Origin of the sequence: Actinomadura opuntiae (assembly GCF_030283205.1) — a bacterium.
GTDB lineage: Bacteria > Actinomycetota > Actinomycetes > Streptosporangiales > Streptosporangiaceae > Spirillospora.
In genome coordinates this window covers 23,436-36,256 of record NZ_JASNWF010000001.1, presented here as the reverse complement: position 1 = coordinate 36,256, position 12,821 = coordinate 23,436, and the positions used below count along the sequence as shown (strand labels likewise).

The following is a 12,821-nucleotide window of genomic DNA, read 5'->3' as shown; positions in this document are numbered from 1 at the left end:
TCAGGAGTAGTGATCGTCAGCGGGCGGAGACGACGGGGCCGTCGGGGATCCACGACCGGCCGTCGAAGTGGGCCGGCTGGTAGGCATGCACGAGGCGGCCGTCCGGTCCCGCCTTGAGCACGACGCCAGGCATCAGGGGGTCGAGCTGGACGCCGTCGATGGAGTCCCAGGCCTTGAGGAGCCCTTCGCGGGTCGGGTCCTTCATGCGTTCGAGCACCTTCACCAGCGCCTGCGCGAAGGCGTAGCCGTTCAGGGCGCCCGGGTCGCCGGGCCGGGTGCCCTTGGCGTACCTGCCCAGGGCTTCGCGGTAGGCGGTCATCCAGGGCTGACCGGCCCAGCGCGGCTCGGCCGGGTCCTTGGCCCACTGCACCGTGTGGACGCCGGCCGCCGCGCTGCCGGCGGCGTCGGTGAGCGCGACCCGCGAGGAGGTGACCGAGTAGTTGATCACCAATGGCCTCCAGCCCGTCTGCCGCATGTACTTCAGCGCGGCGGCTCCCTGCGTGCCGCCGATCGCCGAGATCAGCGTGGTGACGCCGGCCGCCCGCAGCTTGTTGACCTGCCCGGTCAGGTCGGTGGAGGACGGTTCGAAGGTCTGCTCGCTCGTCAGCTGCCCGCGCTTGACGCCGAGGCCGTCGCGGACGCCGGCGACCAGGCTCGCGGACAGGTCGTTGTTGACCACCAGGGTGCCGAGCCTGGCGTTCGGGTCCTTGGAGAGCGCGTATCTCGCCGCGATCGAGCCCTCGAGTTTGATGTCCGGCCACCAGGCCCGCGTGGTGGGGTAGTGCTTGACGTCCGACAGGGGACTGTTGCCGGCGAAGACGAACTGGGGGACCTTCTGGGTCTTCATGTAGTCGCGGATGGCGAGGTTGGTGCCGCCGAAGCTCGCCAGCGCGAAGACCTTGTCCTGCTCGACGAGCTTGCGGGCGTTGCCGGCGAGCCGGGACGGGTCGTAGGCGTCGTCGAGGGCGATGTAGTGGATCTTGCGTCCGTTCACGCCGCCCCTGGCGTTGATCACGCCGAAGTAGGCCTGCATGCCCTTGGACAGCGAGCCGTAGCCGGCGAGCGGTCCGCTGAAGGGGAAGCTGCCGCCAATCGTGATCTTCTTTGCGGAGATCCCGGGGTCCTTCGAGCCGCCGCCCCCGCGGCAGCCCGTCGCGGCGAGCGCGAGGCCCAGTGCCGCTGTGGTCGCGATCACCTTCCGCACGCTGGTGCTGGTCATCGTCTGTCTCCTTGGTCGTCGGTCACCCTGGCGGTGACCCGGGGGTGGGGACGGGGCGCCGCGCCGATCGGACGTGCCGGAGCCGGGCCGACACCTCGGCCGGCCGGTGCAGGATCCGGGCGATCCCTCCGGGAAGGAGGTAGACGACCAGCAGCAGCGCGACCGCGTTGATCAGCTGCGGGCCGCGGTCGCCGAGTGCGGCGGTGTAGTCGGGGACGAACACCACGAACGCGGCGCCGATGAGCGCGCCCGCCCGCGAGCGCAGGCCGCCCACGATCGCCGCGAACAGCAGCGTGAGCGACAGCGTGAAGGTGAAGGTGTCGGGTGTGGCCGTGCCGATGCCGAGCTGGTAGAGGCCGCCGGCGAAGCCCGCGAGGCCCGAGCTGAGGGCGAAGACGAGGACCTTGGAGCGGCGCACGTCGACGCCGAGCGACACCGCCATGTTCTCGTTGGTCCGGATGGCCTCCAGGCCATGCCCGAATCGGGAGTGGACCAGGTTCTGGACGATCACCAGGGCGACCGCCAGGCACGCCAGGTTCACCAGGAACAGCCACTGCGCGCTGGTCAGCGGGATGCCGAGCGGCGCGCCGGGCGGCTGCAGCCCCAGCCCGAACACGCCACCGGTGAGGTCCGGCACGGCCTTCAGCACGGCGGGGAACAGGATCGCCGCCGCAATCGTGACCAGCCCCAGCGTCATGCCGCGGATGCGCAGGGCCGGCAACCCGAGCAGCAGCCCGACGGCGAAGCACACGATGACGCCCGCCACCACGGCGAGGGGATAGGGCACCGACAGGTGGTGGATGAAGATCACGGTGGTATAGGCGCCGAGCCCGAACAGCGCGCCGTGGCCCGCGGAGACCTGGCCCGCGTGCCCGGACAGCAGGTCCAGTGACATGACGGCGATGGCGATGCACATGACGCGGCCGAACTGGAACAGCGTGTAGTCCTGCACGACGAACGGCAGCACTACGGCCGCGGCGAACGCGGCGGGGACGAGGACGCGCGTACCGAGGAGGCGGCGCACGGCGGTGCGCGTGCCGGTGCTCACGACCGCACCGCCGACAGCCGGCCGAACAGTCCCTGCGGCCGCAGCAGCAGGACCGCGATGATCACCGCGAAGGGCACCAGATTGGCCAGATCGCCTGTCAGATGCGGCACGTAGGCGATCGCGAGGTCGGTGAGCACGCCGACGAGCAGGCCGCCGACGAGCGCGCCGCTCCTGCTGCCCGTCCCGCCGAGCGTGAACGCGGCGAAGGCGAGCAGGAGGGTGCCGCCCATCACGTCGGGATGCACGCCGGTGACCGGGGTGATGACGATGCCGACCACCGCGCCGGTGGCGGCGGCGAAGCCCCAGGCGAGCGCGAGCATCCAGCCGGTGTTGATCGCCAGCATGTGGGCGGAGGCGGGGTTCATCGCCGCGGCGCGCATCTTCAGCCCGAGGCCGGTGAACCGGAAGAACGCGGCGACGACCCCGACGGTCGACAGGATCACGCCCGCGGTGCCGACCTGCTGCCAGGTCAGCGTGGTGCCCGCGAGATGGACGGCGCCGTCGCCGAACGGGCTGGTCACGCTCTTGCCGATGTGGCCCCAGATCAGGCCGTCGAGGGAGTTGACGGCGAGCATCAGCGCGAGCGACACGATCAGCATGGTCAGTTCCATCGAGTGCTGCACCGGCCGGATGAACACCTGCTCGACCGCGACGCCGATCACGAACGACGCCGCGACCGACAGTGCGAAGGCGACCCAGAAGTCCAGCCCGGCGGAGATCATCTGCCAGGACAGGAAGGCGCTCAGCGTGGCCAGCTCGCCCTGAGCGAAGTTCATCACGCCGGTGCCCTCGTAGATGACGACGAGCGCGAGCGCCAGGCCGGCGTAGATGCAGCCGGTGGCCGACCCGCTGAGGATCTGCTGCAGGAACTCGGTCATGGCCGGTCGCCGCCTCCCGTGTCGGTGCCCAGATAGGCGGCCTGGACGGCCGGGTCGCCGGCGAGGTCGGACGCGGCGCCCTCGGCGGCGACCATGCCGGAACCGAGCACGTAGGCGCGGTCGGCGACCTCCAGCGCGCGCGTCACGTTCTGCTCGGCCAGCAGCACCGCCAACGAGTGCCGTGCGCACAGGGAGGCGATGGTCCGGTACACCTCGGCGACCGCCAGCGGCGCCAGCCCGGTGGACGGTTCGTCGATCAGCAGCAGCCGCGGTGCCGCGAGAAGGGCGCGAGCGAGCGCGAGCATCTGCTGCTGCCCACCCGACAGGGCACCGGCCTTGCGGGCGCGGAACCCGGCCAGCTCGGGATACAGCTCCAGCGCCTGCTCCAGCGTGAGCCCGACCGCGCTGCGCCGCCGGGCCATCACCCCGAGCCGCAGGTTCTCCTCCACCGTCAGGTCGACGAAGGTGCCGCGGCCTTCGGGGACGTGCCCGACGCCGAGCGCGGCGATCCGGTGCCCGGGCATGCCGGTGACCTTCCGGCCGTAGACCTGGACGGTGCCGCGCGCCCGCACCGCGCCGCTCACCGCGCGCAGCAGGCTGGTCTTGCCGGCGCCGTTGGCGCCCAGCAGCGCGACGACCTCGGCGGGCCCGACGGTGAGGGAAACGCCGTGCAGCGCCTCGACCCTGCCGTACGTCACGTACAGGCCGTCCACCGACAGCGCGGCCTCAGACGGTGCGGCGCTCATCGGTCGTTCCCCAGGTAGGCGGCGACGACCTGCGGGTCCTCGCGCACCTCCTCCGGCGTCCCGGAGGCGATGAGCCGGCCGGCGTCCAGTACCAGGACCGTGTGGGCCAGCCGCATGACCAGTCCGACCGAGTGCTCGACCAGCAACAGCGTGATGTCGTGCTCGGCGGCGTAGCCGGTGAGCCACCGGCACATCTCCAGCGCCTCGGAGACGTCCATGCCCGCGGCCGGTTCGTCCAGCAGGAGCAGCGAGGGGGACGCCATCAGCGCCCGCGCGATCTCGACCCGGCGGCGGATCCCGTGCGGTAGCGCCCCGACCTCGGCGCCGCGGTGCCGGGTCAGGCCGAGGGCGTCCAGGAGCTCCAGTGCCCGCTCGTGCGCCGCCCGCAGGCTGCGGCGGGCCGCGGGCGGCCGCGCCACCGCAGACCAGATGCCGCGGTGGCCCGCCGACTGCGCGCCGATCAGGACGTTGTCGGTCACCGACAGGTAGTCGACCAGCGCCGGGGTCTGGAACGTGCGGGTCATGCCGAGCAGCGACCGGCGGTGCGGCGGCATGGTGCTGATGTCGCGTCCGCCGAAGGCGATCCGGCCGGTTCCCTGGGAGATGCCGGTGACGCAGTTGAACAGGGTGGTCTTCCCGGCGCCGTTGGGCCCGATGAGCGCGGTCGTCCCGCCGGCGGACACCGACGCGGTCACCTCGTCCAGGGCGACCACGCCGCGGAAGTACACCGACAGCCGCTCGACCTCCAGCAGCGCGGTCATGCCCGGCTCCTGATCGGGCCGCCATGGATCCGCGCCATGTCCGACCACATCCGTCGCGCGTCCATCCGCGCTCCGTACGGGTCGCCGCCGAACTCGCTGTAGGCGCGGTGCAGGTTGCCGGCCAGCCGCTCGGCCTCCTGCCATCCGGAGAACCGGCTGCCGGCGGCGGACTCGGCCATCTCCAAGGGGCTACGGCCCGAATCGAGGCCCTCGCGGGCCAGCGCCTCGACGAACTCGGTGTAGGCGTTCAGCTCGTCGAGGATCGTCGCGATCTCCTCGCCGCGGCACACCGGGCCATGGCCGGGCACCAGTACGTCCGGCAGCAGGCGGCGGACGAGCGACAGCGCGCGGCGGTACCCGGGCAGGCTGCCCTCCACCAGGAACGGCTGCCCGCCGTTGAACACGATGTCGCCGCTGAACAGGACCTTGTCCTCGGGCAGCCAGACCAGGACGTCACCGCGGGTGTGGGCGGGACCCACCGGGATCAGCTCGATCGGCCGGTCGCCGACGTACAGGGTCGTGATCGCCGAGAAGGTGACATCGGGCGGGCGGACCTCGGTGCGGCCGTAGTCGGGGCCGGGGATCCCGCTCGTCCCGGCCCGGCTCGCGCGCAGCACCTCCGCGCGGCAGTCGCTGTGGCCGAAGATCGGCGTCCCGGGCGGCATCAGCCAGTTGCCGGACACGTGGTCGCCGTGGTGGTGGGTGTTCACCAGGGCCTTGGGCGGCCGGTCGGCGAGCGCGGCGACGGCGTCGAGCATCGCGCGGTTGCGGGCCTCGGTGGAGGTGGTGTCGACGAGCATCTGCTCGCCGCCGGATCCGGTGACGACGCCGGTATTGTTGAGCATCCATCCGCCGTCGGGCTGGACGTAGGCGTGCACGCCAGGGGCGACCTCCGCCAGCACGGGGCTACCGACTCGGGGTCGTTCGCTCATCCGCGTCCTCCGAATCTGTAATTTATAGATTATGATTCGAAGGAGAGCGGACCCGCCGCCGTCCTGTCAAGAGGGAGACCATGAAGGATCCGCTGGCCGATCCGGCGGCCGGTGCCCCGCCGTCCCGCGCGGCGTGGGTGGCCGACCGGCTGCGTCACGACATCTTCACCGGCCTGATCCCGCCGGGCACGCGGCTGCGCAACCGCGACCTCCAGGAGCGGTACGAGATGTCGGCGACGCCCCTGCGCGAGGCGCTGCAACGGCTCGCGAGCGAGGGGTTGGTGATCATCACGCCGCAGCACGGCGCCGAGGTCCCCGGCATCGACCTCGCCGAGGCCGAACAGCTCTACGAGCTGCGGCTGATCCTCGAGCCGCAGGCGATCCGCAGGTCCCTGCCCCGCGCGGGCGACGAGCGGATCGCGCAGATCGACGCCGCCTTCGCCGCCATGTGCGACCCGGCGAGGCAGGCGGACGCCTCGGCGCTCCACAACTCCTTCCACCGCCTCATGCGCGTCGACTGCGACTCGCAGTGGATGCTGCGGATCGTCGACCAGCTCGCCATCAACTGCGAGCGGTACCGCCTGCTGGACCACCGCACGAGCGACCACGGCACCGGCCCGGCGAAGTCGGTGTTCGACGAGCACAAGCGGCTACTGCGCGCCTGCCGCGCCCGCGACGCCGACGTCGCGGCCGACATCATGGCCGACCACCTGACCCACATCCGCGACCGCATCAGGACGACCTTGTCGAAGCCCGAGCGGTAGCCCGGGCGACGCGCCGTTCAGTCGGAGGCACCGCCATGCGACGGCCGGCGGGTCACAGGTTTCTCTGGATGTACGGATCCAAAGCCAGTCGCAGTGCCTCGCGTACCTCGTAGGTCGAACCGCGTCCGATTCGGGCTTGTCGGGAGATCACGAAGCACCAGAGGGTCGTCGTCGCGACGGTTCCATCCTCGTGTCTCCACAGCAAGCTCGGAACATCGCCCGCTAGCAGGGCAAGCCAGGAGCGATCGCGCTGGAAGCCGAGGAGTTGCGACAGCGGGATCGTACGAGTGCCGACAATCCCCCTGTAACGCACGGAGTCGGAGGTGACGACAACCTGCGAGAGCATGCCGCGGACGCCGAAAAGCATGCACGCCGCGGCCGCAACCCCGGCAAGGGCTATCAGCACTGGACGAGGCGAAGGCCGGTCGAGCGCAATCCCGAGAAAGAACGTCGCTCCGACGGACGCCGCGATTATGTTCATCGCCCGCAGATACCACCGCTGTGCGAACACAGCGGGTTCGTTCGGTGCGCGTGACATCCCCGCCGATTCTAGGCCGCGTTTCCAATCAGCAGCGAGGGGCCACAATGTGATCGGCCTGCAAGATCTCGTTGGGGCGGTCGGCATCGCGGTGCCGGACCAAATAGCACTTCCCCTTCGGACGGCCCCCGAGCAGGTAGCCGTCAACCACCCAGGCCGGCCCTGCGGTGGAGAACCTCAGGTCGCGCTGGATCGACGGCAGGGCGACGTTGACGATCGAGGTGTCGAGCATCGTCATGAACTCGATCAGCACCAGGAGCCAGAACGCCGCCCATCGCCCCGTCTCCGCCCGGCCCCGCACCGCCGAGCCGGGCACGGGGCCGTGGCCGGTGCCGGACGCGGAGCGGGCGCGGGTTCGCGGGCTCATTCGAAGCCTCCGTTGACGCCGATGACCTGGCCGGTGATCCAGCGTGCGTCCTCGGAGGCCAGCAGGGCGACCGCGTCGGCCAGGTCGGTCGGCAGGCCCAGGCGGCCCAGGGGAGTGGAGCCGATGATCTGGTCGGCCATCGCCCGCGCCTCGTCGGCGAGCATCGCGGTGTCGGTCGGGCCGGGCGCGATGGCGTTGACGGTGATCTGCCGTGCGCCGAGCTGGTGCGCCAGCGACCGCGTCAGCGTCTCCACCCCGGCCTTGGTCGCCCCGTAGACGCCCATGAACGCCACTCCGCCGTTGGGGATGCCGGCGGAGACGTTGATGACACGGCCCCCGTCGCGCAGCCGGGAGGCCGCCTGCCGCCCGGTGAGGTAGACGCTCTTGAGGTTCGTGGTGACCAGGGCGTCGAACACGTCCTCGGGCAGGTGCTCGATCGGCGCCGCCGCGAACATGGCGGCGTTGTTGACCAGGATGTCCACGCCGCCGAACGCGCGCTCGGCGGCGTCGAACAGGTCTGCCACGTCGGCGGCCCGGCCCACGTCGCCCGGCGCCGCGACCGCGTGGCCGCCCGCCCGGGTGATCTCCTCGACGACCTGGCGCGCCTGGTCGGCCGCCGCCTCGCTGGAGGCCCGGTAGTTGACCACGACGTTGGCGCCGTCGCTTCCGAGCCGCTGCGCGATCGCCCGGCCGATGCCTCGGGTGGCTCCGGTGACCAGCGCCGTCCTGCCGGTCAAACCGGCCGACGCGGGGGATGCGGTGGGTGCGGTCATGGCCGCCCTCCATTTCTCTAAAGGCTGTTACAGAAGAGGACCGTAGCACGTTCTGTAAAGGTCGTCATAGAATGGGGGCATGGCCAGCCAGCGACGGGGGCGCCCCCGCGAGTTCGACCGGGACTCGGTGCTCCAGGTGATCCTGCGCGAGTTCTGGGAGCACGGCTACGAGACGACCTCGTTCCCCAGGCTCACCCGGGTCACCGGCATCGGCGCGCCCAGCCTGTATGCGGCCTTCGGTGACAAGGAGTCCCTGTTCGAGGAGGTCGTGCAGACCTACGGGCGCACCTACGGAGACTTCTCCCGCCGTGCCCTCGCCCAGGAGCCCACCGCCCGCCGGGCCGTCGCGCGGATGCTGCGCGAGGCGGCCGCCGAGTACACCGCCCCCGGCCACCCGCCCGGCTGCCTGGTCACCACCGCCGCGACCAACGTCGGCGACAAAGCCGCCGGGATCGCCGAACGACTGCGCGGCTACCGCAACCGCACGGTCCGGGACGTCCAGGACAAGATCCAGGCCGACATCGACACCGGACGGCTCCCCGCCGCCACCTCGGCCCCGGCGCTGGCCCGCTTCAGCTCCGCGGTCCTGCAGGGCATGTCCCAACAGGCGCGCGACGGCGCGACCCGAGCCGACCTGGAGGACATCGCCGCCATCGCCATGCAGGCATGGCCCGCCGAGTAGCCCCGGTACGGCGGCGCCCTGATCGCGGCGGTACCGTCGCGATCAGGGCGGTTTGTTGCATCTGTCTGCCACCTTCATCCGGGAGGGCCGGCGCCGCCTACCGTCTGCTGCTGGCCTGACGGCGAGGGGTCGGCGGCTAGCTCAGATGCCGGGTGAAGAACCGGGCCGCGGCGTCTCCCGCGGACGCAGGGACGCCGGTGTGCCCGCCCATATTGGCGTTCAGCGTCTTCTCCTTGGAGCCGAAGGCGTCGAACAGGTCCAGGGCCGCCTGCCGGTCGTTCCCTTCGTCGTCCCACTGCAGCAGGACGTGCAGCGGAATGGTGACCTGGCGGGCCTCCTCGAACGTGGCGCGGGGTACGAAACTCCCGGCGAACAGACCGGCGGCCGCGATGCGCGGCTCGACGACCGCCAGCCGGACGCCGATGGCGATCACTCCTCCCGAGTACCCGACCGGGCCGCCGATCTCGGGCAGGGACAGGAGGGCGTCGAGTGTGGCCTGCCATTCCGGGACGGCCTTTTCGACCAGCGGGAGGATGAGCCGGTCGATGATCTCCTCGCTGACCCGTTCGCCGGCCTCCAGTGCCCGGCGCAGGTCGGCGCGGGCCTGCTCGGCGGTGGCGGAAGGGGGCCGGTCACCGCTTCCGGGGAGTTCGATGGTGGCCGAGGCGAAACCGTCCGCCGCGCACTGCCGGGCCCGGCCCACCAGCCGGGGGTACATCCTGTGCACTCCGCCGGGGTGGCCGATCAGGATCAGCGGCACCGGTGCGGACGCGGATGCGGACCCGGGCGTCCACAGGATGCCGGGGATCTCGTCGAGGGTGAATTCTCGTTCGAGGACGCCGTCGTCGAGGCGCTGCTCGGAGGTGAATTGCATGGTCGTGCCTTTCGGGAGTGCTCGTGAACGGCGCTCCCGGACGACCTATCGCCCGACCGTGACCCCAGAGGGGAGCACCCATGTCGATACTTTGTTCACGGGTACCACCTCCTCGTTCTCTGGCACGGCCTCCGGCAAGGTAGCAGTGGTCGCCGCGGCCCGCCAACGGGTTTTTGCGGAGGCTCTCTGGTCGACTGCGCCGGAGCGCTCCCCGAAGCGGGACGCCAAGGGCATGCGGAACTTCGACCTCACCATGCAGCATGGCCGGACGCAGATCCTTCCTGGCGCGCAGACCGCGACCCGGGGTTTCAACGGGACGTTCTTCGGGTCGACACTCCGCGTCTGGTATCGGCGTGGTTGCGGGAGTGTAGCCGCGGCGGGCCTGGGTGGGCCGCCGCGGCTACGCCCTCCTTAGTCCCTGGCCATCACGGTGAAGGTGAATCCGGCGCTCGTCGGACGGCGCAGCGAGATGTCGCACTTGACCCGGCGCAGCACCTCGTTTCGGCTGAGGCCGAGCCCTTGCGCGATGAGCCGATCAGGGCGCACCGGTACCGGATCCTCGAGGACGACCTGCACCTGGACGGGCCACGCCTCGTCGAGGCACGCCGACGGGGTGTCCAGCCGCCAGGCCGCCGTCCAGTTCAGGACGAAGTGGTTGCGTCGGGCGAGCAGCGGATCGAGCAGCCTGGACGCCACCAGTTCGGGATCGTTGACGCGGTAGCCGTGGAGTTCGGCCGGATCGAAGGATCTGACCGGTGCTCGCTCGTGCACGGTGAGCTTGCTCGTCCGTCCGCAGGACACGCAGCGAACCAGCAGCCACACGTCCAGCAGCTTCCCGTTGGCGTTGACGCGGAATCTGCCCTCGCCGGTGGTGGCCGACTCCGATCGGCAGTCCGCGCACCGCAATGCGAGCAGGGGCAGCCTGGTCCGACGAACGACCCAGGGCAGCACGGTATGAGGTTGTGAAGACATGATCTCTCTGGACCTGACACGAGGCCGATTACGCGCGGCCCCAAACGCCGAATGACCGGGCGCGCATAAGCAGCCCGGCGGAACCGACGAGAGCGTCGGCTACAGGTGAGCGGAAGAAGGTGTCAGGTCTAAAGAGCAGGCGGGGTCACGCGGTTCTGTCCTCTGTCCTCGCTGCGACGGGGCCGCGGGCAACCTACGGGAACGCGGAAGGAAGACTCAACCGTTTTCCGACCGAGCCCTCGTCAGCCGCGGCCGAGGACGCAGAACTCGTTGCCTTCCGGGTCGGCCAGGACCGTCCACGGCACGTCACCCTGGCCGAGGTCGATGTCGGCGGCGCCGAGAGCCCGCAGCCGGGCCACCTCCGCGTCCTTTTCGTCAACGGGATACGGCAGCAGGTCGAGATGCACGCGGTTCCACCAGGTCCTGACGCTGGGCGTGCGGAGGAACTCGAGGTACGGGCCGACGCCCTCGGCGGAACGCAGCACCGCGTGGTCGTCGGTCACCTCGTGCAGGGTCCAGTCCAACGCCTCGTCCCAGAACCGGGCCATCGCCCGCGGATCCGCGCAGTCGACCACCACCACCGCGATCGGCCCGGTGTCCCGGTAGATCTCGCGAGGCTCCAGGACGCAGAACACGTTGCCCTCCGGGTCGGCCAGGACCGTCCACGGGACGTCGCCCTGGCCCACGTCGGCGGGCGTGGCACCGAGGTCCTTCAGGCGCGCGACCAACTCCGCATGATGGGCCGCCGAGGTGGTGGCGAGATCGAGGTGCACGCGGTACTTCACCGTTTCGGGGTCCGGGACGGTGACGACATCGACGCAGACGGCGGAGGGATCCGGCCAGTCGAAGCCCACGGGCTCGACGTTGGTCACGCCAGGACCCTCGCTGGAAACGCCCCAGCCGAGCGCCTCCGCCCAGAACCGGCCGAGGGCCGAGTCGTCCCGAGCCTTGAAGTTCACCTGAACGAGTCGCAGCGCCATGCCGCCCAACCCTATGCCCAGGTGAACGAGGGTCATGAACCAGCCAGCGGGCGCTCTTCGGCGAAGGCGGGGACGGCTTCCTGTACCAGGGCCAGGAGGAGACGGCCCGCTACGCGCGCGCTGCGGAACATTCAGCCATGACGATTCAGCGGGGTACGTGCCCGGCACTTGGAGCGGCAGACCGAGCAGGCTTGGTGCCTGACGCTGGTCACCAACGCGGTGGTGACCTGGACGATCGAGTACTAAGGGCTGGCGGTGGCCTCGGTGCGCGCGGCCGGGCGGCGCGTCGACGATCAGGTGCGGGGGGCTTGGCGGGTTGTGTAGGCGGCGGGGGTGAGGCCGGTGTGGTGGCGGAAGAAGCGGCCGAAGTTGGCGGTGTCGGTGAAGCCGAGGTGAGCGGCGACCGCTTGGGCGCTCCACTGGGCATGCCCGAGCAGGCGGCGTGCTTCGAGGAGGCGCCGGTCGTTGATGATCTCTCGCGCTCCCTTGCCGGCGGCGGCCTGGGCGGCTCGGCTGAGGGTGCGGACCGAGCAGCCGAGCAGCCGGGCGTAGTCGTCGACGCGGTGCAGCTCACGGAAATGCAGCTCCAGGGCGTCCAGGAACTGCTGGTAGACGGGGCGACGGCCGGTGGTGATGCCCGGTTGGCTGCCCGGGTGGATGCCTGGGGAGTGGGTGAGGCGCAGGAGGAGGGCTTCCAGCAGGCTGCGGCGCAGGGCGTGGTGGGCCGCGAGCGGGCGACGTCCCAGTGCGCGGTGTTCGTCGAGGAGTTGGAGCGCGGTCGCCTCCAGCCAGGGGGCGTCGTCGGGGTGCGGGGTCAGGACGGCCGGGGCGTCGTGAGCGGTGAGCGGGGCCAGCTGGCGGGCGGTGTCGGGCCGCAGCACGTCCGGTTCGAACAGGACGAAGATCCCGTGGGCGGTGCCGGGGTCGTGCCAGCGCTGCACGTGCCCGGGGCGAACCCACAGCCATTGGCCGGGTGTGACAGTGCGGGTGAGGTGGTCGACGTCGTGCCGTAGTACGCCCTGGGTGACCAGGATCAGGTAGTGAAAGGTGGCCCGGCCAGGACGAGGCGGGTTCCACGGCCAGTCGTCGTGGTCGGTGTGGAAGTCCTCGACGGTGGTGACTTCCAGGCCGTACGGAGTACCTGCCAGGGGCTGGAAGTCGTGCAGGGGGACGGAGATGGGGCCGGCCGGTGCGGCGGACGTTCCCGGCGCCGGCGGCGCGGATTGTCGCCTGTCGACCACCATGTGTCCGCAGCTTACCGCCAGGATGGTCTGTTTCCGGGCAAGG

The 12,821-nt window shown here is 70.9% G+C and carries 15 protein-coding genes; 2 read left to right on the top strand and 13 right to left on the bottom strand.

Going from position 1 to position 12,821, the window contains the following annotated elements; translation table 11 throughout:
• Window positions 1-16 precede the first annotated feature (16 nt).
• Genes QP089_RS00235 through QP089_RS00210 form a run of 6 tightly spaced genes read right to left on the bottom strand, consistent with a single transcriptional unit; the run spans window position 17 to window position 5,584 of the window.
• Window positions 17-1,219, bottom strand: coding sequence for an ABC transporter substrate-binding protein (locus QP089_RS00235; protein ID WP_285909037.1), 1,203 nt, complete (start codon window positions 1,217-1,219; stop codon window positions 17-19).
• A 22-nt stretch (window positions 1,220-1,241) separates the two neighbouring features.
• Window positions 1,242-2,267, bottom strand: a complete 1,026-nt coding sequence (locus QP089_RS00230) for a branched-chain amino acid ABC transporter permease (protein WP_285909036.1) — start codon at window positions 2,265-2,267, stop codon at window positions 1,242-1,244.
• The gene (locus QP089_RS00225) at window positions 2,264-3,145 is read right to left on the bottom strand and encodes a branched-chain amino acid ABC transporter permease (protein ID WP_285909035.1); all 882 of its coding nucleotides are present in this window, start codon (window positions 3,143-3,145) and stop codon (window positions 2,264-2,266) included. The genes QP089_RS00230 and QP089_RS00225 overlap by 4 nt, the downstream gene beginning before the upstream one ends.
• Window positions 3,142-3,891, bottom strand: a complete 750-nt coding sequence (locus QP089_RS00220; protein ID WP_285909034.1) for an ABC transporter ATP-binding protein — start codon at window positions 3,889-3,891, stop codon at window positions 3,142-3,144. Before QP089_RS00220 ends, QP089_RS00225 begins: the two co-directional genes overlap by 4 nt.
• A complete protein-coding gene (locus QP089_RS00215; RefSeq protein WP_285909033.1) occupies window positions 3,888-4,652 on the bottom strand; it encodes an ABC transporter ATP-binding protein in 765 nt (254 codons plus the stop codon). The genes QP089_RS00220 and QP089_RS00215 overlap by 4 nt, the downstream gene beginning before the upstream one ends.
• Window positions 4,649-5,584, bottom strand: coding sequence for an MBL fold metallo-hydrolase (locus QP089_RS00210; protein ID WP_285909032.1), 936 nt, complete (start codon window positions 5,582-5,584; stop codon window positions 4,649-4,651). The genes QP089_RS00215 and QP089_RS00210 overlap by 4 nt, the downstream gene beginning before the upstream one ends.
• 80 nt (window positions 5,585-5,664) lie before the next feature.
• Here QP089_RS00210 and QP089_RS00205 point away from each other — a divergent pair, with 80 nt between their 5' ends.
• The gene (locus QP089_RS00205) at window positions 5,665-6,348 is read left to right on the top strand and encodes a GntR family transcriptional regulator (RefSeq protein WP_285909031.1); all 684 of its coding nucleotides are present in this window, start codon (window positions 5,665-5,667) and stop codon (window positions 6,346-6,348) included.
• Window positions 6,349-6,400: 52 nt separating this feature from the next.
• On the opposite strand, the gene QP089_RS00200 is transcribed toward QP089_RS00205, so the two are convergent.
• From QP089_RS00200 to QP089_RS00190, 3 genes are read right to left on the bottom strand one after another with little or no spacing between them, the layout of a single operon-like run.
• A complete protein-coding gene (locus tag QP089_RS00200) occupies window positions 6,401-6,886 on the bottom strand; it encodes a PH domain-containing protein (protein ID WP_285909030.1) in 486 nt (161 codons plus the stop codon).
• Between the two features lie 28 nt (window positions 6,887-6,914).
• Window positions 6,915-7,253, bottom strand: a complete 339-nt coding sequence (locus tag QP089_RS00195; protein WP_285909029.1) for a hypothetical protein — start codon at window positions 7,251-7,253, stop codon at window positions 6,915-6,917.
• On the bottom strand, window positions 7,250-8,026 hold the full coding sequence (locus QP089_RS00190) for an SDR family oxidoreductase (RefSeq protein WP_285909028.1): 777 nt from the start codon (window positions 8,024-8,026) through the stop codon (window positions 7,250-7,252). The genes QP089_RS00195 and QP089_RS00190 overlap by 4 nt, the downstream gene beginning before the upstream one ends.
• A 79-nt stretch (window positions 8,027-8,105) precedes the next feature.
• Between QP089_RS00190 and QP089_RS00185 the strand changes: the two genes are divergently transcribed.
• On the top strand, window positions 8,106-8,708 hold the full coding sequence (locus QP089_RS00185) for a TetR/AcrR family transcriptional regulator (RefSeq protein ID WP_285909027.1): 603 nt from the start codon (window positions 8,106-8,108) through the stop codon (window positions 8,706-8,708).
• Between the two features lie 136 nt (window positions 8,709-8,844).
• On the opposite strand, the gene QP089_RS00180 is transcribed toward QP089_RS00185, so the two are convergent.
• The 4 genes from QP089_RS00180 to QP089_RS00165 all read right to left on the bottom strand — a co-directional run bounded on the left by QP089_RS00180 (window position 8,845) and on the right by QP089_RS00165 (window position 12,778).
• Window positions 8,845-9,582, bottom strand: coding sequence for a dienelactone hydrolase family protein (locus QP089_RS00180; RefSeq protein ID WP_285909026.1), 738 nt, complete (start codon window positions 9,580-9,582; stop codon window positions 8,845-8,847).
• Window positions 9,583-9,993: 411 nt separating this feature from the next.
• The gene (locus QP089_RS00175; protein ID WP_285909025.1) at window positions 9,994-10,533 is read right to left on the bottom strand and encodes a DUF1062 domain-containing protein; all 540 of its coding nucleotides are present in this window, start codon (window positions 10,531-10,533) and stop codon (window positions 9,994-9,996) included.
• A 263-nt stretch (window positions 10,534-10,796) separates the two neighbouring features.
• Complete coding sequence (locus QP089_RS00170) at window positions 10,797-11,534, bottom strand: VOC family protein (RefSeq protein ID WP_285909024.1); 738 nt, start codon at window positions 11,532-11,534, stop codon at window positions 10,797-10,799.
• Window positions 11,535-11,827: 293 nt separating this feature from the next.
• A complete protein-coding gene (locus tag QP089_RS00165; protein WP_285909022.1) occupies window positions 11,828-12,778 on the bottom strand; it encodes a helix-turn-helix domain-containing protein in 951 nt (316 codons plus the stop codon).
• Between the last annotated feature and the right edge of the window lie 43 nt (window positions 12,779-12,821).